Genomic DNA, 21750 nt, shown 5'->3' with positions numbered 1-21750 from the left:
CCCGACACGGGGGCGTTCTGCGTCCCTGAGGGTCGTCAGGTCACGTGCGACGGCGCGTGGTGTCGTGCCCGAGCGCCCGAGCGCCCGAGCGCCCGCTGGTGCCGCGAGACGCTCGCGGTTGCGAACGGGTCGAGGTGCGGAGCGTGGGCCTGGTCCGCCGCGCGCGGAGGTGAGATCCCCACGAGGGGGGTGGGTGCGGTGCGGGGGCGCGGGTCGTGGAGGGCCTGGCGGGAGGCCGCGAGGAACGAGCGGCCGGATGGTAGACCCGCGCCCCCGCACCGCACCCACCGCCCGGACGTACCCACGACAACCGCACCCACGACGCCCCGCACCCAAGACGCCCCGCACCGACGACGAAGGCCCCCTCCGCGTGGAGGGGGCCTTCGTCGTAGACCCGGCCGAAGAACTGATCGTCAGCGGGCGAACGCCTGCTCGAGGAGCACGGACTGCTGGGCCTGGTGCTTCTTCGCCGTGCCGGCCGCGGTCGACGCGGACGCCGGGCGGGAGACGACGCTCACGCGCGGCAGGTCGTCGGGCAGGTTGATGTGGATGAACGACCACGCGCCCTGGTTCTCGGGCTCGTCCTGGACCCACACGACCTCGGCGCCGGAGTACTTCGCGAGCTCGGCGCGGATGCCGTCGACGTCGAGCGGGTAGAGCTGCTCGAGCCGGACGATCGCCACGCCCTCGTCACCGCGCTTGGTGCGCTCGGCGAGGAGGTCGTAGTAGACGCGACCGGTGCACAGGAGCACGCGGTCAACCTTGGCCGGGTCGGCCGCGGCGTCGCCGACGACGGGCTGGAACGTCCCGGTCGTGAACTCCTCGACGTTCGACGCGGCAGCCTTGAGGCGCAGCAGCTGCTTCGGCGTGAAGACGACGAGCGGGCGGCGCGGCCGGTCGTACGCCTGGCGGCGCAGCAGGTGGAAGTACGACGCGGGCGTCGACGGCTGGGCGACCGTCATGTTGTCCTCGGCGGCGAGCTGCAGGAAACGCTCGATGCGTGCGGACGAGTGGTCCGGTCCCTGGCCCTCGTAGCCGTGGGGCAGGAGCATGACGACCGACGAGTACTGGCCCCACTTCTGCTCGGCGGACGAGATGAACTCGTCGATCACCGTCTGGGCACCGTTGACGAAGTCGCCGAACTGCGCCTCCCAGAGGACGAGCGCGTCGGGGCGCTCGACGGAGTAGCCGTACTCGAAGCCGAGGGCGGCGTACTCGGAGAGGGACGAGTCGTAGACCCAGAACTTCGCCTGCTCCGCGGAGAGGTAGAGCAGCGGCGTCCACTCGGCGCCGGTCTCGCGGTCGTGGAGGACGGCGTGGCGCTGCACGAACGTGCCGCGGCGTGAGTCCTGGCCGGCGAGGCGGACCGGGGTGCCCTCCATGAGGAGGGAGCCGAACGCGGCGAGCTCGCCGAAGCCCCAGTCGATGCCGCCGTCGACGGACATCTGCCGGCGCTTCTCGAGGAGCTGCGCGAGCTTGGGGTGCACGGTGAAGCCCTCGGGCGGTGCGACGTGCACCTGGCCGAGGCGCTCGAGCACGGAGCGGTCGATCGCGGTCTTCCAGCCGACCATCGTGCCGGCGTCCTCGAGCTGGGACTCGGGGCGCTCGAGCCCGGCCACCGGCTCCTTGTCGGCGCTGGGCGTGTAGCCGCCCTCCTTCGTCTCCGTGAAGACGCGCTCGAGCTGGGCCTGGTAGTCCTGGAGGACGTGCTCGGCCTCCTCGAGCGTGATGTCGCCGCGCGCGACGAGGTTCTCGGTGTAGAGCTTGCGCACCGAGCGCTTGGCCTCGATGAGGTTGTACATGAGCGGCTGCGTCATCGAGGGGTCGTCGCCCTCGTTGTGACCGCGGCGGCGGTAGCAGATCATGTCGATGATCACGTCGCGGTCGAACTGCTCGCGGAACGCGAAGGCGAGCTCGGCGACACGGACGCACGCCTCGGGGTCGTCGCCGTTCACGTGGAAGATCGGGACCTGGTAGCCCTTGGCGACGTCGGTCGCGTACGTCGTCGAGCGCGACGACGAGGGGCCAGTGGTGAAGCCGACCTGGTTGTTGATGATGACGTGCACGGTGCCGCCGGTGCGGTACCCGCGCAGCTGCGCGAGGTTGAGCACCTCGGGCACGACGCCCTGGCCCGCGAAGGCGGCGTCGCCGTGGATGAGGATCGGCAGCACGGAGAAGCCGTCGCCGCCGAGGTCGATGCGGTCCTGCTTGGCGCGCACGATGCCCTCGAGCACCGGGTCGACCGCCTCGAGGTGCGAGGGGTTCGCCGCGAGGTAGACCTTCGTCGTGGCGCCGGTCTCGGCGGTGAAGACGCCCTCGGTGCCGAGGTGGTACTTCACGTCGCCCGAGCCCTGCACGCTCTTGGGGTCGAGGTTGCCCTCGAACTCGGCGAAGATCTGCGCGTAGCTCTTGCCGGCGATGTTCGCGAGCACGTTGAGGCGCCCGCGGTGCGCCATGCCGATGCCGACCTCGTCGAGGCCGTTCTCCGCGGCCTTCGACAGGATCGCGTCGAGGAGCGGGATGAGCGACTCGCCGCCCTCGAGCGAGAAGCGCTTCTGCCCGACGAACTTCGTCTGCAGGAACGTCTCGAACGCCTCGGCCGAGTTGAGGCGGCGCAGGATGCGGAGCTGGTCCTCGCGCGGCGTACGGGCGTACCCGGACTCGAGCCGCTCCTGCAGCCACTTGCGCTGCGTGCGGTCGGCGAGGTGCATGTACTCGACGCCCACCGTGCGGCAGTACGAGTCGCGCAGCAGGCCGAGGATGTCGCGCAGCGACGACTTCGTCTTCCCGCCGAACCCGCCCGTGGGGAACGTGCGGTCGAGGTCCCACAGCGTCATGCCGTGGTTCTGGATGTCGAGGTCGCCGTGCTTGCGCTGGCGGTACGCGAGCGGGTCGGTGTCCGCCATGAGGTGCCCGCGCGAGCGGTAGGAGTGGATGAGCTCCGCGATCTTCGCGGGCTTGGCCGCCTCGATCTCGGTGTCCGTCGTGTTGTCGCGGACCCAGCGCACCGGCTCGTAGGGGATGCGCAGCGACGCGAAGACACGGTCGTAGAAGCCGTCCTCGCCGAGGAGCTTCTGGGAGAGGATCCGCAGGAACTCGCCCGACTGCGCGCCCTGGATGATGCGGTGGTCGTAGGTCGACGTGATCGTCAGGACCTTCGAGATGCCGAGGCGCGCGAGGCGCTCCGTGGAGGCGCCCGCGAACTCGGCGGGGTAGTCCATCGCGCCGACGCCGATGATCGTGCCCTGCCCCTGCATGAGGCGCGGCACGGAGTGCACCGTGCCGATGCCGCCGGGGTTGGTGAGGGAGATCGTCGTGCCGGCGAAGTCGTCGACACCGAGCTTGGCCCCGCGCGCCCGGCGCACGAGGTCCTCGTAGGCCGCCCAGAACTGGGCGAAGTCCATCGTCTCGGCCTTCTTGATGCTCGGCACGAGGAGCTGGCGCGAGCCGTCGGGCTTGGCCAGGTCGATCGCGAGGCCGAAGTTGACGTGCGCGGGCTGGTTGACCGCGGGCTTGCCGTCGAGCTCGGTGTAGCTCGCGTTCATGACCGGCATGTCTGCGAGAGCCTCGACGAGCGCGAAGCCGATGAGGTGCGTGAAGGAGATCTTGCCGCCACGACCGCGCGCGAGGTGGTTGTTGATGACGATGCGGTTGTCGACCATGAGCTTGGCCGGCACGGCGCGCACCGACGTCGCGGTCGGCACCGTGAGGCTCGTCTCCATGTTCGTCACGACGCGGGCGGCGGGACCGCGGAGCTTCTGCACGTCGTCGACGGGCTCGGCCTCCGGGCTCGGCGCGCCGGCCACCTTGCGTGCGGGGACCTGGGCGTAGGGCGCGGTGGCGGGCTGCGCCGTCGCGACCGGCTTGGTCGCGCGCACGGCCTCGGCCGCCGCGTTCACCTGGGGGTCGGCCGGGAGCTTCGGGGGCTTGATCCGCTGCGCGGCCTCGGCGGCGGCGGACCCGTCCGTCACCGCGGGGGGCGCGGCGGGTGCCGTCCGGGACGCGGCGGCGGGGGAGCCGTTGGCCGTCGTCGCGGGCGCCGCGCCGTTCACCGGGGCGGTCGGGGCGGCGTCGCTCGCCTGCTCGTCCTGCTTCCCGGTCTGCTCGGCCCGCTCCGCCGGACGGTAGTCCTCGAAGAAGTCCCACCACGCGGGGTCGACCGCGTTCTTGTCCTGGAGGTACTGCTCGTACAACTCGTCGACGAGCCACTCGTTCGCTCCGAACACGGAGCTTGCGTCGCTGATCGCCTCTGACTCAGCCTTCGGGGACACGCGAGGATCGCCCACTTTCACACACGGAGTTCGCTGTCGGTCACAGTCGTGTCGACGCGGGACGGCGCGCGGGAAGCGTGGCGACCGACGTCGGCGCAGACTCGTCCGGATTCCGGACCACTCCAGCCTAGGCCCTCGACGGCCGCCGAGGAGGCCGCTCGAGGGCTTCCCGCGCGACCTGTCCGCCGGTTCTTCACGTCGCGTCTGCCCGAGGCAAACGCGGTGCCACGCTCACCTCGGCGGAGGGCAAGATCGCGGAATTCCGTGCCATCGCGAGGTATCCGACGACGAACGTGTGACGCATCTCACGACTGAACCGGGCCGGCTGCGGGCCCCTCCGTGGCGCTTGTGCTTGCCCGTGCGGGGAGCGTCACACGCATCACCGCGCCGCTGCGCGAGTCGGCGACCTCGATCCGGCCGCCGTGCAGGTCCACCGCCCACCGCACGATGGCGAGGCCGATGCCCGTGCCCCCCGTCGAGCCGCCGGTCGTCGTGTGCGACCCTGTCGCGCTCGCCCGGGCGAACCGCTCGAAGATGCGCTCGCGGTCCTCCTTGGCGATCCCCGGGCCCTCGTCGACGACCTCGATGACGACGTCGTCGTCGACCGGGTACGCCTCGAGCCGGATCTCCGCCCCCTGGGGCGAGTGCCGGATCGCGTTGTGGAGCAGGTTCACGACGACCTGGTGGAGGCGCTCGCGGTCGGCCTCGAGCACCAGGTCCGGGGGAGTGACGTCCACGACGTACCGCAGCTGCTTGCCTGCCTCGACCATCGAGACGGCCTCGGCGTTGTCCTCGAGGAAGTCGCCCACGTCGATCTCGGTGATGTTGAGAGCCGCCGCGCCGGCCTCGATGCGCGACAGGTCCAAGAGGTAGGAGACGAGCCGCGTGAGCCGCTCGGTCTGCGCGAGCGCCATCTCCATCGTCGCGGGCGTCGGCTGCGTGACGCCGTCGACGACGTTCTCGAGCTGCGCCTGCAGCGCCGCGATGGGCGTGCGCAGCTCGTGCGACACGTTCGCGATGAGCTCACGGCGCACCTGGTCGCTCGTCGCGAGGTCCTCCGCCATGACGTTGAACGCCACGGCGAGCTGACCCACCTCGTCATGGCTCGTCGCGCGCACGCGGCGCGAGTAGTCGCCGTCGGCCATGGCCCGCGCCGCGGCCGTCATCTCGCGCAGGGGCGACGTCATGCCTCGCGCGAGGAGCTGCGTGAGCAGGAGGGACAGCACGATCGCGAGCGGGAACGTGCGCGACGGGCCGAGCTGGTTCTGCAGCCCGATCCACGTGATGAGGACGGCGAGCGTCACGGTCGCCGCGACGAGCACGCCGAGCTTGATCTTCAGCGAGCGGAACGAGTCGAGCGGCCGGACGTCGGGCAGGTGCGGGCGGATCGTGTGCGACCGGTGCCCGGGCGCGTGCGGCCGGTCGTCCCCCTGGGGACCGTGGTCGCCGGCGGGATACGTCATCCGGCGGGCGGCTCGAACGCGTAGCCCACGCCGTGCACGGTCCGGATCAGGTCGGCACCGAGCTTGCGGCGCAGCGCCTTGATGTGGGAGTCGACCGTGCGCGTCCCGCTCGCGTCCGCCCAGTCCCAGACCTCGGCGAGGAGCCGCTCGCGCGTGAGCACCGTCTTGGGCGAGCTCGCGAGCATGACGAGCAGCTCGAACTCGGTCGGCGTGAGGTGGACCTCCTCGCCCGCGCGGTAGACCCGTCGCTGGGCCTTGTCGATCGTCACGTCGCCCACGGCCAGGGGCGGGTCCGCCGGCGCGGCGCTCGCAGCCTGGGTCGCCCGGTCGACGCGGCGCAGCAGCGCCTTGATCCGGGCGACGAGCTCGCGCATCGAGAACGGCTTCGTCATGTAGTCGTCCGCGCCCACCCCGAGACCGATGAGCATGTCCGTCTCGTCGTCGCGCGCGGTGAGCATGAGGATCGGCACGGGCTGGTCGGCCTGGATGCGCCGCGTCACCTCGAGCCCGTCGATCCCCGGCAGCATGACGTCCAGGACGATGACGTCCGGACGCAGCCGGGTCGCGGCCTCGACGCCAGAGAGGCCGTCGCGCGCCACCTCGACACGCCACCCCTCGGCGCTGAGCCGCTGCGCGATGGCGGTCGCGATCGCGGGCTCGTCCTCGACGACGAGCACCGTGGCGGCCTGCTGGGCGGGACCGGTCACGCCGGCCGACGTGCCCGTCGTCGGCACGGCGGCCCGGCCCGGGACGGGACCGGCACCCGCGCCGGTCGGGAACGCACTCGCTGCCCTCGGATCTGCCATGGGATACAGCGTGGCACACGTCGGCCCAGGTCGGCCGGATTTCCCCGACGAGCACGCCCCGTGCACCGTGCGGCTGCGGCAGGACGGGCGCTAGCATCGTCGGCACGATGAAGCGCACTCCCCGATATCGGTGGAGCACCTCGTGGTAGGCGACTGGGTCATGGTCGCGCTCGGGGTGCTCCTCACCGCAGGCACCGCCGTCTTCGTGGCCAGCGAGTTCTCCCTGGTCACCCTCGACCCCGCCGTCCTCCCCACGAGCGACGACGAGTCGTCCGACCAGGAGGGCGACAGACCGGGGTCCCCACCGTCGCACCGCCCGTCACGGGCGGACCGCCGCGACCGCAGCGTGCGCGCGGGCCTCAAGCACCTGTCGACCGAGCTCTCCTCGGCCCAGGTCGGCATCACCGTCACGACGATCCTCCTCGGCTACACCGCCCAGCCGGCCCTCCTGTCGCTGTTCGGGACCGGACTGCGCGGCACGGCGCTGGGAGAGGCGGCCGCCGCCGTCCTCGCCGGCGTCCTGGCCCTCCTGGTCGTCAACTTCTTCTCGATGCTGTTCGGCGAGCTCATCCCCAAGAACTTCGCGCTGAGCGCCCCGTACGCGACGGCACGCCAGGTCGTACCGGTGCAGCGCCAGTTCACCAAGCTCTTCCGCCCGGTCATCGCCGTCCTCAACGGCTCCGCCAACGCGATCCTCCGCCGCGTCGGCGTGGAGCCGCGTGAGGAGCTGTCCGGCGCGCGCTCGGCGTCCGAGCTCGCGGCGCTCGTGCGCCGCTCGGCGCAGGAGGGCACGCTCGACGTCTCCGTCGCGACGCTGCTCACCAACTCGATCGAGCTCGACGAGCTGAGCGCCGTCGACGTCATGACGGACCGCATGCGCATGGTCGTCGTCGGACGCGACGCGACCGCCGCGGACGTGGTCGACGCCGCGCGCCGGACCGGCCACTCGCGGTTCCCTGTCATCGGCGAGGACCGGGACGACGTCGTCGGTCTGGTCCATCTGCGCCGCGCCGTCGGCGTCCCGTACGAGCGGCGCCACGAGGTCCCCGCGGCCGCGCTCATGGTCGACGCACCGCGCGTGCCCGAGACGGTGAGCCTGGGGCCGCTCCTCGTCGAGCTCCGCGGCTTCGGGCTCCAGATGGCGGTCGTCGTCGACGAGTACGGGGGCACGTCCGGCGTGGTGACCCTCGAGGACGTCGTCGAGGAGCTCGTCGGGGACGTCGCCGACGAGCACGACCCACGCCGCTCGGGCGCCGCCCGTCGCGCGGACGGCTCGTGGCTCGTGCCCGGCGTCGTGCGGCCCGACGAGCTGACCGAGATCACCGGGCTGCGGGTGCCCGAGGACGGCGCGTACGAGACCCTCGGCGGCCTCGTCATGGCTGGGCTGGGCAGGGTGCCCGAGCAGGGCGACGAGGTCGTCGTCGGCGAGGGCACGGCGCGCGTGGTCCTGCGCGTCGAGGCGATGGAGGGGCGGCGCGTCGAACGCCTCGGCGTCCGCGCAGAGCCCGAGGGGGAGACCGACTCATGAGCTCCACGACCGCGCTCCTCGTCGCCGTCCTCCTGCTCGCCGGCAACGCGTTCTTCGTCGGCGCCGAGTTCGCCGTCATCTCCGCTCGCCGATCGGCGATCGAGCCGCTCGCCGAGCAGGGCAACCGACGCGCTCGGACGGTCCTGTGGGCGATGGAGAACGTGTCCCTCATGCTCGCGTGCGCCCAGCTCGGCGTGACCGTCTGCTCGACGGGCCTGGGCGTCGTCGCGGAGCCCGCGCTCGCGCACCTCATCGAGGACCCGCTGCACGCGCTCGGCGTCAGCACCTCGCTCGCGCACCCCATCGCGTTCGTCGTGGCGCTCGCGATCGTCGTGTACCTGCACGTCGTGCTCGGCGAGATGGTCCCGAAGAACCTCGCGGTCGCCGGCCCCGAGACCGCCGTCATGTGGTTCGGGCCGCCGCTCGTCTGGATCGGCCGCGTGCTGCGCCCGATCATCGCCGCGCTCAACTGGCTCGCCAACCACGCGGTCCGCGCGTCCGGGGTCGAGCCCAAGGACGAGGTCGCCTCTGCCTTCACCGCAGAGGAGGTGCAGTCCATCGTCGAGCACTCCCAGGCGGAGGGCGTCCTCCACGACGAGCAAGGGCTGCTGTCGGGCGCGATCGAGTTCTCCGAGCGCACGGCGAGCGACGTCATGATCCGGCTCGCGGACCTCGTCACCGTCACCGAGGGGTGCACGCCCGAGGAGGTGGAGCGGCTCGTCGCGCGGACGGGCTACTCGCGCTTCGCCGTCGCCGACGCGACGGGCGACCTCGTGGGCTACCTCCACGTCAAGGACGTCCTCTACGCGGACGACGCGACGCGGGCGCTCCCGGTCCCGGCGTGGCGCGTGCGGGCGCTCGCCACGGCGGCGCCCGACGACGAGGTCGAGGACGCGTTGAGAGCCATGCAGCGGTCCGGGGCCCACCTCGCCCGCGTCGACGGCCCGGGCGGCGCTGGTCCGCTCGGCGTCGTGTTCCTCGAGGACATCCTCGAGGAGCTCGTGGGGGAGGTGCGCGACGCGATGCAGCGCCGGCACTGAGACCCCGCCTCGGCGTGCGGAGCCGTGACCAGGGGACTTGGCATCGCCGAGGTGCTTCGTTACTGTTCCGTGATTGACCCGGTCGTCGGTGCCGTCCACCGACCGTCCACGAGCCGTTCGGACCCCGTTCACGGGAGGTCCCGGCCCACGGACGTGTGCTCGTCGGTCGCCCCCGCGGGGGCGCCCTGGAACGCGGAAGGCAGGTGGCGGGTGGAGTCGCACGGCACCGGCGCACCCGCCCTCGAGTCACGACGGGCACGGCGCGAGGCGGAGCAGGGTCCCCGCCGTCGTCGCCCCCAGGCCCAGGTCCCCGGCCAGCACCGCTGGGCTCCCCGCATCGCGGTGCTCGGCACGCTCGCCGTCGCGACGATCGCCATGCCCCTGTCCGCGGGTGCCGAGGACGGCCTCGGGACGGGCTCGCCCTTCGAGCCCGAGACCCGGCCGCTGGGGCCGAGCGCTCTCGACCTCGCGACCGCAGGGTCGACAGCGCCCGCCGTCTCCCAGAGCGTCGCCGCCGCCCCGCGCACCGAGCTGCGCGCCGAGGCCGCGTCCCGGTCGTCCGCCCGTGAGCCGCTCCCGGGCTGCGACCCGGCCGTCCGCCCTGCGGGCACCAACGGCAACCTCGACGAGCACGCGCTGTGCGAGCTCTGGCAGGCCGGCGAGCACCTGCGGCCCGACGCCGCCGTCGCCCTGTCCGCGATGAACGAGGCGTTCCGGGCGAACTTCGGCCGCGACCTGTGCCTCGTCTCGTCGTACCGCACGCTCTCGACGCAGGTGTCGCTCAAGTCGACCCGCGGCGCCTTCGCCGCACCTCCCGGCTGGTCCATGCACGGCTGGGGCCTCGCGATCGACCTGTGCTCCGTCGAGACCGGCTCGCGCGAGGTCTACGCGTGGATCAACCAGAACGGCGCCACCTACGGCTGGGCGAACCCGGCGTGGGCCAAGCGCGGCGGGAGCGGCGCGTACGAGCCGTGGCACTTCGAGTTCGTGCAGGGCGTCGAGGAGATCCAGAACTCCTGACCGTCCGCCGTCGGGTGCGGCGGCTGTGGCGGGGTCCCACCGCTCGTCCGGGCCGGTAGTTTCCGCTGCGTCGAGGCCCTCAGAGGCGCTCGTTGTGGCCGAAGTCCTGGAGGAACCTCGGGCCGGTCGTGGCCAGCTCGGCCTCGAACGCGTCGCGCCACGCGCCGTAGGGGCGGCTCGCGAGGGCGTCGTTGGAGAAGCGCGGGTCGTCGGTGAGCTCGGTGACGCAGAAGGCCGGGATCGCGAGGTCCGTGACCGGGCCCGTGCGCTCGCACTCCGCGACGACGAGCGGGTGGTTCGGGCCGCCGAACACGTCGACGACCCATCCGTCGGCGCCGAGCCACGCGGAGTAGCGCGTCTTGACGATCCTCGCCCCGCCGCGCCGGATCATCTGCAGGCCGACCGCGACGTCGATCTCGCGCTCCGCCTCGTAGCGGGTGCCGCCCGCCATCGGTCCCTTGGCGGTGAGCGTGCACAGGTCGACGGCCCCCACGTGCCGGTCGAGGAGGTCCACCGGGTCCGTCGACGCGTCCATCGGGGCGTCCACCGCGGAGGCCTTGGCGCGGAGCCGCAGCGCGTAGCCCTCGTCCGCGAGGTAGTAGCTCTGGACGATGAGCGCGGGCGCGTCGCGCAGGTCGCCGGGGAGCTCGCGCACGAGGAAGCGGCGCTCGAACTCGAAGTCCCCGTAGCCGCCGTCGGTCATGAGGACACCGTAGCGGGAGGCGCTCCGGGTGTGGGGGACCGGTCGGGGCGACGGCACCGAGACGGGTCGAGCCCGGACGCCTGAGGCGGTCCGGGCTCGGAGTCCGACGTGTCGGAAGGTGCCCTCGATAGGATTCGAACCTACGACCTTCTGCTCCGGAGGCAGACGCTCTATCCACTGAGCTACGAGGGCGTGCGCCCGCGGTGACCGCCGGCGCGATGCACGAGACTACCAGCACGTCCGGGGTGCGCGGGCCCGGTCGGCACCGGTAGGCCTTTCGGCAGCAGCTCCCGTCCACGCGGCCGCCGCCGAGCCGGCTCACGGCGGAGTTGCTCGGTCGGAAGCCGCCACCGCGCTCGCCCGTCGACCGCGTCGACGACGGCGCGGGTCGGTACGACTAGCTGCTGCCCCCGGTGAGCAGCCCGTCGACGTTCGGGAGCGCGTCGAACCGCGTGAACGTGCCCGCCTCGGCGATCTCCCGTGCCGCGGCCAGCCAGCCGCCCCATGCCGTGCGTGCCAGGGTGCCTCCGACGCTGACCCGTCGTACGCCGGCCTCGGCCGCCTCCGCCACCGTGGTGAACGGAGCGTTGACGAGCAGGTTCACCGGCTTCGGGGCCACCGCGTCGACGATCGCGGAGACATGGTCGAGCCGGGAGATCCGAGGTGCGTAGAGACAGTCGGCACCGGCCTCGGCGTACGCCACGAGCCGCCGCAGCGTCTCGTCGATGTCCGGTCGACCGACGACGAACCCCTCCGAGCGGCCGGTGAGCAGGACGCCGGTGCCACTGGCGTCGATCGCCTCCCGGGCCGCACGGATCCGTTCCACCGCGAGGTCGAGGTCGTGGAGCGGCTCGTCCGCGTCACCGGTGGAGTCCTCGATCGACAGGCCCGCGACACCGGTCGCAACGGCCCGGGTGACGTTGGCCGCGACCCCGCCCGGATCCACCGCGTAGCCGCCCTCGAAGTCCGCGTTCACCGGCACCTCGACGGCTGCGGAGACTGCACGGAGGTGGTCGAGCGCGTCCTCGAGCCCGACCCCGTTGTCCGCGACCCCCCGGGTCCATGCGAACCCGGCGCTCGTCGTGGCGAGGGCTGGGAAGCCGAGCTGCTCCAGCACCCTGGCGCTGCCGGCGTCCCACGGGTTCGGCATCACGAAGCACCCGGCTTCGTGCAGGCGGTGGAACTCGACGACGCGGTCGTCCATCGCGGCCTCCAAGGCTCGGTAGTCGGTGCGGCCACCCCACGACGCCGGTCGCCGTGGTCCTACCTGCCCATCTGACGCCCGATCGCCGGGTGCCACAACCCCCGGGACCTCGCTCGCCGCCAGGAGCTCGGTGCGCCGGACCCGGCCCGGACGGTCGAGGTGCGAGAGATCGCCCCGCGACATGCCGCGACGACGGCTCTTCGGGCCTCGGTAGAATCGCCCGGTGACCCCCGACGAGCTCTCCGAAGCGCTGAGCGCTGCCCTGGCCGCCGCCGTCGCCGACGGCACCCTCGCCCTCGACCCCGCCGCGGTCCCCGAGCGCGTCCACGTCGAGCGACCCCGCCAGCGCGAGCACGGGGACTGGGCCACCAACGTCGCCCTGCAGCTCGCGAAGCGGGCGGGCACGACGCCGCGCGCGCTCGCCGAGGACCTCGCGAACCGCCTCGCCGCGACGCCGGGGGTCAAGGCCGTGGACGTCGCCGGCCCGGGCTTCCTCAACATCACGCTCGACGCCGCGACCGCGGGCGAGCTCGCGCGCACCATCGTCGAGGCCGGCCCTGCGTACGGGCGCGGCGACTCCGAGGCCGGCAAGCGCGTCAACCTCGAGTTCGTCTCGGCCAACCCGACCGGTCCGATCCACATCGGCGGCGTCCGCTGGGCGGCCGTCGGCGACTCGCTCGCGCGCGTGCTCGAGGCGAGCGGCGCGGACGTCTCCCGCGAGTACTACTTCAACGACCACGGGGCGCAGATCGACCGGTTCGCGCGTTCGCTCCTCGCGCGCGCCCGGGGCGAGGCGGCGCCCGAGGACGGGTACGGCGGTGAGTACATCTCCGAGATCGCCGACGCCGTGATCGCCGACGCGCTCGCGGCGGGCGAGCCCGACCCGCGCACGCTGCCCGACGCCGAGGCGCAGGAGGCGTTCCGCGCGCGCGGCGTGGAGCGCATGTTCGGCGAGATCCGGAAGTCGCTGCACGACTTCGGCGTCGACTTCGACGTCTACTTCCACGAGGACTCGCTGCACGAGTCGGGCGCCGTCGAGCGTGCCGTCGCGCGCCTGCGCGAGGCGGGCCAGGTCTACGAGCAGGACGGCGCGACCTGGCTGCGCACGACCGACTTCGGCGACGACAAGGACCGCGTCGTCATCAAGTCCGACGGCGAGGCCGCCTACATCGCGGGTGACATCGCCTACTACCTCGACAAGCGCGAGCGCGGCTTCGACGAGGTCATCATCATGCTCGGGGCCGACCACCACGGGTACGTGGGCCGCATGATGGCGGTCTGCGCGGCCTTCGGTGACACCCCCGGCAAGAACCTCCAGATCCTCATCGGCCAGCTCGTGAACCTCGTCAAGGACGGGGTCCCCGTGCGCATGTCCAAGCGTGCCGGGACGGTCCTGACGATCGACGACCTCGTCGGCGCCGTCGGCGTCGACGCCGCGCGGTACTCGCTCGCGCGCTCGTCCGCCGACTCCTCGATCGACCTGGACCTCGACCTGCTCGCGCGCGCGACGAACGAGAACCCCGTCTACTACGTGCAGTACGCGCACTCGCGCACCTCTGCCGTGGACCGCAACGCGGCCGACCGTGGCGTCTCGCGCGCCGACGGGTTCGAGCCCGCGCTGCTCGACCACCCGTCCGAGACCGCCCTCATCGGGCGCCTGACCGAGTTCCCGCGGATCGTCGCGCAGGCCGCGGAGCTGCGCGAGCCGCACCGCGTCGCGCGCTACCTCGAGGCGCTCGCCGGCGACTACCACACCTGGTACCAGCAGAAGACGCAGCGCGTCCTGCCTTACCCGGACGAGGAGGTCACCGACACGCACCGCACGCGCCTGTGGCTCAACGACGCCGTGCGCCAGGTCCTCGCCAACGGCCTCGGCCTGCTCGGCGTGTCCGCGCCGGAGCGCATGTGAGCGCCGCCCCGGCCGACGCGACGTACCCCGGGGAGCCGTGGTCGAGCGGCGTGCGACGCCGCGCGGACGGCGCGCTCGAGGTCGCGGGCGTCGACGTGCGTGACCTCGCGGCCGAGCACGGCACCCCGGCGTACGTGCTCGACGAGGCGGACTTCCGCGCGCGCGCCCGGGCCTACCGGACGGCGTTCGAGGACGCGTTCCGCGCCGTCGGCTCCGACGTGGACGTGTACTACGCGGGCAAGGCGCTGCTCACGGTCGCGGTCGCGCGCTGGGCGCGCGAGGAGCGCCTGCGCGTCGACACCGCGAGCGGGGGAGAGCTCGCCGTCGCGCTGCGCGCGGGCGTCCCCGGCGCCGAGATCGGCCTGCACGGCAACAACAAGTCGGACGCGGAGATCGAGCGCGCGCTCGACGTCGGCGTCGGGCGCATCATCGTCGACTCGCTCGTCGAGGTGGACCGGGTCGCGCGGATCGCGGAGGCGCGCGGCGTCGTCGCTCCCGTCATGGTGCGCGTGACGACGGGCGTGCACGCCGGCGGGCACCAGTACATCTCGACCGCGCACGAGGACCAGAAGTTCGGCCTGTCCGTCGCGGCGGGTACCGACGAGGTGTCCGACAGCCCCGCGATGACGGCCCTGCTCGCGGTCCTCGAACGGCCGTCGCTGCACCTGCTCGGCATCCACTCGCACATCGGCTCGCAGATCCTCGACGCGTCGGGCTTCGAGGTCGCGGCCCGAGCCGTCCTCGGCCTGCGCGCCGACCTCGCCGTGCGCACGGGCGTGCTCGTCGACGAGGTGGACGTCGGCGGCGGGTACGGCATCGCCTACCTCCCCGGCGAGGAGGCCCTCGATCCCGCGCCGGTGGCGCGCGCCGTCGCGCGTGCCGTGGCCGACGCGGCGCACGACCTCGGCACGCCGCTGCCGCGGTTCTCCATCGAGCCGGGGCGGGCGATCGTCGGGCCGGCGGGGCTGACGGTCTACACGGTCGGCACGGTCAAGCCCGTCACGGTCACCCGCGACGACGCGTCGCCCACGGGCGGCAAGGCCGGGCAGGGGTCGACGTTCGTCCGCACCTACGTCTCGGTGGACGGCGGCATGAGCGACAACATCCGTCCCGCGCTGTACGGCGCCCACTACCACGCGGAGGTCGTCGGACGGTCGTCGGACGCAGAGCCCGTGCTCGCGCGCGTCGTCGGGAAGCACTGCGAGAGCGGCGACATCGTCGTGCACGAGGTCATGCTGCCGGGCGACGTGCACGAGGGAGACCTGCTCGCCGTGCCCGCGACCGGCGCCTACGGGCGCTCGATGGCCTCGAACTACAACCTGCTGACGCGGCCGCCCGTCGTCGCGGTGCGCGACGGGGCGAGCCGCGTGCTCGTGCGGCGCGAGACCGTCGAGGACCTCCTCGCGCTCGACCTGGGCTGACCGCCCAGCCCGCCGCCGTGCGCGCGCACGGCGGCTCGGGACGAGGGCATGACCACTCCTCGGGAGGGGCCCCGTGGAGCGCCGTCGCGCACGTATCCTGTGCCGTGCGGCGTCCTGCCGCCCCTCCCAGGAGCCTGACCGGCCCCGTCGCCGGCCGACCGAAAGCAGTGCCGTGCCCCTTGCCGCCGAGTCCCACCCGCCCCTGCGCGTCGCCCTGCTGGGGTGCGGCGTCGTCGGCACCCAGGTCGCGAGGCTGCTGACCGAGCAGGCGGACGACCTCGCCTCGCGCGTGGGCGCGCGCCTCGAGCTCGTGGGCATCGCGGTGCGCCACGTCGCGGCGCCGCGCGACCGCGCGATCGACCGGTCGCTGCTCACCGAGGACGCGGCGGGGCTCGTCGAGCGGGCGGACATCGTCGTCGAGGTGATGGGCGGCACCGAGCCCGCGCGATCCCTGCTGCTGCGCGCGATCGACGCGGGCGCCGCCGTCGTCACGGCCAACAAGGCTCTCCTCGCCGAGGACGGACCCACGCTCTACAAGGCCGCCGACGCGGCGGGCGTCGACATCTACTTCGAGGCCGCCGTCGCGGGCGCGATCCCCATCGTGCGTCCCGTGCGGGAGTCCCTCGCGGGCGACCACGTGCGCCGGGTCCTCGGCATCGTCAACGGGACCACCAACTACGTGCTGGACCAGATGGCCACCACGGGTATGGACCTCGAGGAGGCGGTCAAGGAGGCCCAGGACCTGGGGTTCGCCGAGGCGGACCCGACGGCGGACGTCGAGGGGTACGACGCCGCGGCCAAGGCTGCCATCCTCGCGAGCCTCGCGTTCCACACCCGCGTCTCGCTCGACGACGTCGCGCGCGAGGGCATCATGTCCGTCACCGCCGACGACGTGGCGTGGGCCGAGCAGACCGGTCACGTCATCAAGCTGCTCGCCATCGCGGAGCTGCGCGACGGAGCAGACGGGCCGACAGGCGTCTCCGTGCGCGTCCACCCGTCGCTCGTCCCCACCTCGCACCCGCTCGCGAACGTGCGCGGGTCGTTCAACGCGGTCTTCGTCGAGGCGGAGTCGGCCGGGGAGCTCATGTTCTACGGGCGGGGCGCCGGCGGTGCGCCGACCGCCTCGGCCGTCCTGGGCGACGTCGTGTCCGCGGCGCGTCACCGCGTCCTCGGGGGCAAGGGCCCGCAGGAGTCCACGTACGCGGAACTGCCCATCCTCCCCGCGAGCGCTGCCGTCACCCGGTACCAGGTGCGCCTGGAGGTCGACGACCGGCCGGGCGTGCTCGCGCAGGTCGCGCACGCGCTCGCCGAGCACGGGGTGTCGATCGAGGCCGTCCGCCAGCCGACGGCGCCCGGCGGCGCGAGCGAGGACGCCGCGACCGGGGTCGCCGAGCTGCTCATCACCACGCACGCCGCGCCCGAGTCGGCGCTGGCGGCCACCGTCGCGGCGGTGGCCGAGCTCGAGCCCGTCCGCACGATCACGTCCGTCCTGAGAGTCGAGGGAGCCTGATGGCCCACCAGTGGAGAGGCATCATCGCCGAGTACGCGGAGCGTCTGCCCGCGCACGTGTCCGAGCGTGTCGTCACGCTCGGCGAGGGCGGCACGCCGCTCGTCGAGGCGCCGGCGCTCTCGGAGCGGACGGGGGCGCAGGTCTTCGTCAAGGTCGAGGGGATGAACCCGACCGGCTCGTTCAAGGACCGCGGCATGACGACGGCGATCTCCGCCGCCGCCGGCCGCGGCGCGAAGGCCGTCGTGTGCGCGTCGACCGGCAACACGTCGGCGTCCGCCGCGGCGTACGCGACGCGGGCCGGCATGGTCTGCGCCGTGCTCGTCCCGGACGGCAAGATCGCCATGGGCAAGCTGAGCCAGGCGATCGCGCACGGCGCACGGCTCCTCCAGGTCGACGGCAACTTCGACGACTGCCTCGTCGCGGCACGCAAGCTCGCCGAGGCGTACCCCATCGAGCTCGTGAACTCGGTCAACCCCGACCGGATCGAGGGCCAGAAGACGGGTGCGTTCGAGATCGTCGACGCGCTCGGCGACGCGCCGGACATCCACGCGCTGCCCGTCGGCAACGCCGGGAACATCACGGCGTACTGGAAGGGCTTCCGGGAGTACGCGGGCCAGGGTGCACCCGGACACCCGGGCGAGGGCCTGCCCGCGGTCGCGACGCACGTCCCGCAGATGTGGGGCTTCCAGGCCGCCGGCGCGGCGCCCATCGTCGCCGGGCACCCGATCACCGAGCCCGAGACGATCGCGACGGCGATCCGGATCGGCAACCCGGCGTCGTGGGAGCTCGCCGAGGCGGCGCGCGACGACTCCGGCGGCGTCATCGAGGCCGTCACGGACGAGCAGATCCTCGCCGCCCACCGCGTCCTGTCGAGCGAGGTCGGCGTGTTCGTCGAGCCGGCGTCGGCCGCGGGCGTCGCGGGCATCCTGTCGCGCGCTGAGCGCGGGCTCGTGCCCGCGGGCGCGCGCGTCGTCGTCACGGTGACGGGCCACGGGCTCAAGGACCCGCAGTGGGCGCTGCGCACGCTCGACGGCGGCGAGGTCACCCCGACGCGCGTGAGCGCCGACGTCGTGTCCATCGCGGACGCGCTCGGGCTCGACTGATGCAGCTCGGCGCGGACCACGTCCGCGTGCGCGTCCCCGCGACGAGCGCCAACCTCGGCCCGGGGTTCGACGCGCTCGGGCTGGCCCTCGCGCTCCACGACGAGCTCGAGGTGCGGGCGCTCGCGAGCGACGAGGTCGTCGTGCAGGTCCAGGGCGAGGGCGCGGGCGAGGTGCCCTCGGACGAGACGCACCTCGTCGTCCGCGCGCTGCGCGCCGCGCTCGACGTCGCGGGCGCCCCGCAGACCGGACTGCACCTGACCTGCGTCAACCGCATCCCGCACGGGCGCGGCCTGGGCTCGTCCGCCGCAGCGGTCGTCGCGGGCATCGTCGCTGCGCGCGAGCTCGTCGCCGACCCGACGGTCCTCGACGACGACGTCGCGCTGGGCCTCGCGACCGCGATCGAGGGGCACCCCGACAACGCGGCGCCCGCACTCCTGGGCGGCGCGACCGTCGCCTGGACGGGCGCGTCGACCGGGCGCGGCGCCGGAGCCGCCTCGGGCAACGGCGCGCGCGCCGTCCGGCTCGACGTGCATCCCGACCTGCGCGCGACGGTCCTCGTGCCCTCCGCGCGGCTCGCGACGAGCCGCGCCCGCGGCGTGCTGCCCGAACGCGTGCCGCACGCCGACGCCGCGTTCAACGCCGGTCGGGCGGCCCTCCTGGTCGAGGCGCTCAGCCGTCGGCCCGAGCTCCTGCTCGACGCGACCGACGACCGGCTGCACCAGGCGTACCGCGCCGACGTCATGCCGTCGTCGTTCGAGCTCGTGCAGGCGCTGCGGGCGCAAGGGCTGGCGGCGACCGTCTCCGGTGCCGGCCCGACCGTCCTCGTCCTCTCCGCGGCGGGTGACGACGACCGCCTCGTGCGCGTCGTCGACACGCTGGTCGGCGGGACCGCCGACTGGGCCGTGCACCGGCTCGACGTCGACACGCAAGGCGTCCAGGGAGAACGGCTCTCCGGGACGTAGCCCGGTGCTACGATGGATCCAGCCTTCGGTCACGCTCTCGCACCAGCACATCCAGCCTCTGAGCGCGCTCTCACCGAGCGGATGTGCCGCGACAGAGCCAGTCCGTGAGAAGGCATCCAGCCCACGTCAGCTGACGTCGTCGTACCACTGACGCGTGGTAAAACCTGCGCACCGGCCGTCACGGCCGGGCGTCGACCACCCGCGGCCCACCCTCTGAGAGGTGGGCGCAAACGAGGGGGAAGGGTCCTTCGTGACAGACACCATCGACACCGCCAGCAGCGCGACCGGTTCGGCCGCTGCCGGCGGTAACGCCCGGACCGGCGCGCTCTCCACGCTGCGCCTCCCGGAGCTGCAGGCGCTCGCCTCGCAGCTCGGGGTCAAGGGCACGTCCAAGATGCGCAAGGGCGACCTCGTGGACGTCATCCGCTCCCGCACCGGCGAGACGCCGGCGGCCGCTGCGCGTGAGAGCGACGGCGGGACCGGTCGCGAGACCCCGGAGACGCCCGTCGCGTCGGGACGCGGCCGCAGCCGCCGCGCCGACCGGCCCGCCGCGAGCGCGGGGACCACCGACACCTCCACCGACTCTGCTACCGGCTCGTCCGACGGCTCTGCGGCGGAGGCCCGCCGCGCTGCGCCGGCGGCCGCGAGCCAGGAGCGCGTCACTCCCGTGCTCGACCTGCCGGTCCGCAGCGACGGGTCGCGGAGCGAGGCGCGGGCGGAGAGCCGCACCGAGACGCGCGCCGAGTCCCGTGGCCAGAACGGCCGCCGCGACGCCCGCTCCGAGGCGGCCGCCGCCGTCGCCGAGGCGCTCGGCGAGCAGGGCGTGCGTCCGCGTGACGCGTCCGAGGAGACCCCCGACGAGCGCGCCGCCCGCGCGGCCGCCGCCGTCGGGCTCGTCACAGGTGAGCGCGGCGCGCGGCGCGCCGGCCGTGGCACCGGGGCACCCCGGACCGACGCCGACGGCTCGCGTCCCGAGCGCCAGCGCGACCAGCAGCGGGAGCAGCAGGCGCCGCAGCAGGCCGGCCAGCAGCAGGCTCCGCAGCAGAGCGAGCGCCAGACCGAGCGTCGCGAGGACCGCCAGCTCCTCGACGACGAGCGCGGCGGGCGTCGTCGCCGGGGCCGCGACCGTGGTCGTGACCGCGACCGCAAGCGCGGCGGGCGCCGTCAGGGCCCGGACGTCGCCGGCCTCGACGACATCGAGGTGAACGAGGACGACGTCCTGCTGCCCGTGGCCGGCATCCTCGACATCCTCGACAACTACGCGTTCGTGCGCACGAGCGGGTACCTGCCCGGCCAGAACGACGTCTACGTCTCGCTCGGCCAGGTCAAGAAGGCCGGCCTGCGCCGCGGCGACGCGGTGACCGGGGCCGTCCGCCAGCCGCGCGAGGGCGAGAACGCGGGCAACACCGCCCGCCAGAAGTTCAACGCGCTGGTCCGTCTCGACTCGGTCAACGGCACGTCGCCCGACGAGGCGCGCGAGCGCCCCGACTTCACGAAGCTGACCCCGCTGTACCCGCAGGAGCGGCTGCGCCTGGAGAACACCGAGGCGACCCGGCTCACGCCGCGCGTCATCGACATCGTCGCGCCCATCGGCAAGGGCCAGCGCGGCCTCATCGTCGCGCCGCCCAAGGCGGGCAAGACGATCATCATGCAGCAGATCGCCAACGCGATCACCGCGAACAACCCCGAGGTCCACCTCATGGTGGTGCTCGTGGACGAGCGGCCCGAAGAGGTCACGGACATGGAGCGGACGGTCAAGGGCGAGGTCATCGCCTCGACGTTCGACCGCCCCGCGTCCGACCACACGATCGTCGCCGAGCTCGCCATCGAGCGCGCGAAGCGTCTGGTGGAGCTCGGCCAGGACGTCGTCGTGCTCCTCGACTCGCTCACGCGCCTGTCGCGCGCCTACAACCTCGCGGCGCCCGCGTCCGGGCGCATCCTGTCCGGTGGTGTCGACGCGTCGGCGCTGTACCCGCCGAAGCGGTTCTTCGGCGCGGCGCGCAACATCGAGAACGGCGGGTCGCTCACGATCCTCGCCTCGGCGCTCGTCGAGACCGGCTCCAAGATGGACGAGGTCATCTTCGAGGAGTTCAAGGGCACGGGGAACATGGAGCTCCGCCTGTCCCGCAACCTCGCCGACAAGCGCATCTTCCCGGCCGTGGACGTCAACGCGTCCGGCACGCGCCGCGAGGAGGTCCTGCTGTCCCAGGACGAGCTGAAGATCATCTACAAGCTCCGCCGTGTGATGGGTGCGCTCGACCAGCAGCAGGCGATCGAGCTGCTGCTCGGCCAGCTCAAGAAGACGCAGACGAACGTCGAGTTCCTCCTCCACGTCCAGAAGACGACGCCGGGCGGTCTCGCGGACGACGACAACGTCGGTCGCACGGTCTGACGTCCGTCCGCCCGGATGATTTCGGCGCGGTCGTACGTTCTGGCACAATGGTTCGTCGGTCTGATGTCGTCAGGCCGCTTGTCTGCGGTTCACGGGTGCGGCAGCCGCACCCGACCCGGAGACGTCACCCCCAAGGAGAATCCGTGAAGTCTGGTATCCACCCCGAGTACGTCGTCACCGAGGTGACGTGCACCTGCGGGAACACGTTCGTGACGCGCAGCACCGAGACGTCGGGCAAGATCAGCTCCGACGTGTGCAGCGCCTGCCACCCGTTCTACACGGGCAAGCAGAAGCTTCTCGACACCGGTGGCCGCGTGGCCCGCTTCCAGGCGCGCTACGGCAAGAAGGACGCCGGCAACTAGCGGCACCGCAGCGCCGGTGGTCCGAGCCCGACAACCTCTCCAGGGGCAGTCGGCGA

Annotated in this window: 15 protein-coding genes and 1 tRNA gene; 10 read left to right on the top strand and 6 right to left on the bottom strand. The window is 73.1% G+C overall.

Going from position 1 to position 21750, the window contains the following annotated elements:
• Positions 1-413: 413 nt before the first annotated feature.
• The 3 genes from ACMXGY_RS14945 to ACMXGY_RS14935 form a co-directional block, all read right to left on the bottom strand.
• Positions 414-4226 carry a multifunctional oxoglutarate decarboxylase/oxoglutarate dehydrogenase thiamine pyrophosphate-binding subunit/dihydrolipoyllysine-residue succinyltransferase subunit gene (locus ACMXGY_RS14945; protein ID WP_483773770.1) on the bottom strand — a complete coding sequence of 1271 codons (3813 nt, stop codon included), beginning with the start codon at positions 4224-4226 and terminating at the stop codon, positions 414-416.
• 350 nt (positions 4227-4576) lie between these two features.
• Positions 4577-5734, bottom strand: a complete 1158-nt coding sequence (locus ACMXGY_RS14940; protein WP_483773769.1) for a HAMP domain-containing sensor histidine kinase — start codon at positions 5732-5734, stop codon at positions 4577-4579.
• Entirely contained in the window at positions 5731-6411 is a 681-nt protein-coding gene (locus ACMXGY_RS14935; RefSeq protein WP_483776876.1) for a response regulator transcription factor, read from the bottom strand. The genes ACMXGY_RS14940 and ACMXGY_RS14935 overlap by 4 nt, the downstream gene beginning before the upstream one ends.
• A 271-nt stretch (positions 6412-6682) precedes the next feature.
• On the opposite strand from ACMXGY_RS14935, the gene ACMXGY_RS14930 reads away from it, so the two are divergent.
• From ACMXGY_RS14930 to ACMXGY_RS14920, 3 genes are all read left to right on the top strand, one after another.
• Positions 6683-8068 carry a hemolysin family protein gene (locus ACMXGY_RS14930; RefSeq protein WP_483773768.1) on the top strand — a complete coding sequence of 462 codons (1386 nt, stop codon included), beginning with the start codon at positions 6683-6685 and terminating at the stop codon, positions 8066-8068.
• Positions 8065-9108 (top strand): hemolysin family protein, encoded by a 1044-nt coding sequence (locus ACMXGY_RS14925; protein ID WP_483773767.1) that lies wholly within the window; start codon positions 8065-8067, stop codon positions 9106-9108. Before ACMXGY_RS14930 ends, ACMXGY_RS14925 begins: the two co-directional genes overlap by 4 nt.
• A gap of 210 nt (positions 9109-9318) precedes the next feature.
• The gene (locus ACMXGY_RS14920) at positions 9319-10128 is read left to right on the top strand and encodes a M15 family metallopeptidase (RefSeq protein ID WP_483773766.1); all 810 of its coding nucleotides are present in this window, start codon (positions 9319-9321) and stop codon (positions 10126-10128) included.
• Positions 10129-10207: 79 nt separating this feature from the next.
• On the opposite strand, the gene ACMXGY_RS14915 is transcribed toward ACMXGY_RS14920, so the two are convergent.
• The 3 genes from ACMXGY_RS14915 to ACMXGY_RS14905 all read right to left on the bottom strand — a co-directional run bounded on the left by ACMXGY_RS14915 (position 10208) and on the right by ACMXGY_RS14905 (position 12035).
• Positions 10208-10831 (bottom strand): CYTH domain-containing protein, encoded by a 624-nt coding sequence (locus tag ACMXGY_RS14915; RefSeq protein WP_483773765.1) that lies wholly within the window; start codon positions 10829-10831, stop codon positions 10208-10210.
• A 119-nt stretch (positions 10832-10950) separates the two neighbouring features.
• Positions 10951-11023: transfer RNA gene (locus tag ACMXGY_RS14910), tRNA-Arg, on the bottom strand.
• Between the two features lie 205 nt (positions 11024-11228).
• Positions 11229-12035, bottom strand: coding sequence for an isocitrate lyase/PEP mutase family protein (locus ACMXGY_RS14905; RefSeq protein ID WP_483773764.1), 807 nt, complete (start codon positions 12033-12035; stop codon positions 11229-11231).
• A 223-nt stretch (positions 12036-12258) separates the two neighbouring features.
• Here ACMXGY_RS14905 and argS point away from each other — a divergent pair, with 223 nt between their 5' ends.
• From argS to rpmE, 7 genes are all read left to right on the top strand, one after another.
• On the top strand, positions 12259-13944 hold the full coding sequence (argS, locus tag ACMXGY_RS14900; RefSeq protein WP_483773763.1) for an arginine--tRNA ligase: 1686 nt from the start codon (positions 12259-12261) through the stop codon (positions 13942-13944).
• Complete coding sequence (lysA, locus tag ACMXGY_RS14895) at positions 13941-15365, top strand: diaminopimelate decarboxylase (RefSeq protein ID WP_483773762.1); 1425 nt, start codon at positions 13941-13943, stop codon at positions 15363-15365. Before argS ends, lysA begins: the two co-directional genes overlap by 4 nt.
• Positions 15366-15537: 172 nt before the next feature.
• Complete coding sequence (locus ACMXGY_RS14890; protein WP_483773761.1) at positions 15538-16875, top strand: homoserine dehydrogenase; 1338 nt, start codon at positions 15538-15540, stop codon at positions 16873-16875.
• On the top strand, positions 16875-17978 hold the full coding sequence (gene thrC / locus ACMXGY_RS14885; RefSeq protein ID WP_483773760.1) for a threonine synthase: 1104 nt from the start codon (positions 16875-16877) through the stop codon (positions 17976-17978). Before ACMXGY_RS14890 ends, thrC begins: the two co-directional genes overlap by 1 nt.
• Positions 17978-18940, top strand: coding sequence for a homoserine kinase (gene thrB, locus ACMXGY_RS14880; RefSeq protein WP_483773759.1), 963 nt, complete (start codon positions 17978-17980; stop codon positions 18938-18940). Before thrC ends, thrB begins: the two co-directional genes overlap by 1 nt.
• Positions 18941-19190: 250 nt before the next feature.
• Positions 19191-21332 carry a transcription termination factor Rho gene (gene rho / locus ACMXGY_RS14875; protein WP_483773758.1) on the top strand — a complete coding sequence of 714 codons (2142 nt, stop codon included), beginning with the start codon at positions 19191-19193 and terminating at the stop codon, positions 21330-21332.
• Positions 21333-21475: 143 nt separating this feature from the next.
• A complete protein-coding gene (rpmE, locus tag ACMXGY_RS14870; RefSeq protein WP_483773757.1) occupies positions 21476-21694 on the top strand; it encodes a 50S ribosomal protein L31 in 219 nt (72 codons plus the stop codon).
• Positions 21695-21750: the final 56 nt, after the last annotated feature.

Source organism: Cellulosimicrobium sp. G4 BAM 1002, assembly GCF_057126935.1.
The sequence above is the reverse complement of the archived record's forward strand: the minus strand, read 5'-3'. Positions and strand labels throughout refer to the sequence as shown.

Excerpts from the sequence above, each read along its gene's own strand:
- ACMXGY_RS14940 (WP_483773769.1), bottom strand. The coding sequence starts at position 5,734 with ATGACGTATCCCGCCGGCGACCACGGTCCCCAGGGGGACGACCGGCCG.
- ACMXGY_RS14925 (WP_483773767.1), top strand. The coding sequence starts at position 8,065 with ATGAGCTCCACGACCGCGCTCCTCGTCGCCGTCCTCCTGCTCGCCGGC.
- ACMXGY_RS14915 (WP_483773765.1), bottom strand. The coding sequence starts at position 10,831 with ATGACCGACGGCGGCTACGGGGACTTCGAGTTCGAGCGCCGCTTCCTC.
- ACMXGY_RS14905 (WP_483773764.1), bottom strand. The coding sequence starts at position 12,035 with ATGGACGACCGCGTCGTCGAGTTCCACCGCCTGCACGAAGCCGGGTGC.
- thrC (WP_483773760.1), top strand. The coding sequence starts at position 16,875 with ATGGCCCACCAGTGGAGAGGCATCATCGCCGAGTACGCGGAGCGTCTG.
- thrB (WP_483773759.1), top strand. The coding sequence starts at position 17,978 with ATGCAGCTCGGCGCGGACCACGTCCGCGTGCGCGTCCCCGCGACGAGC.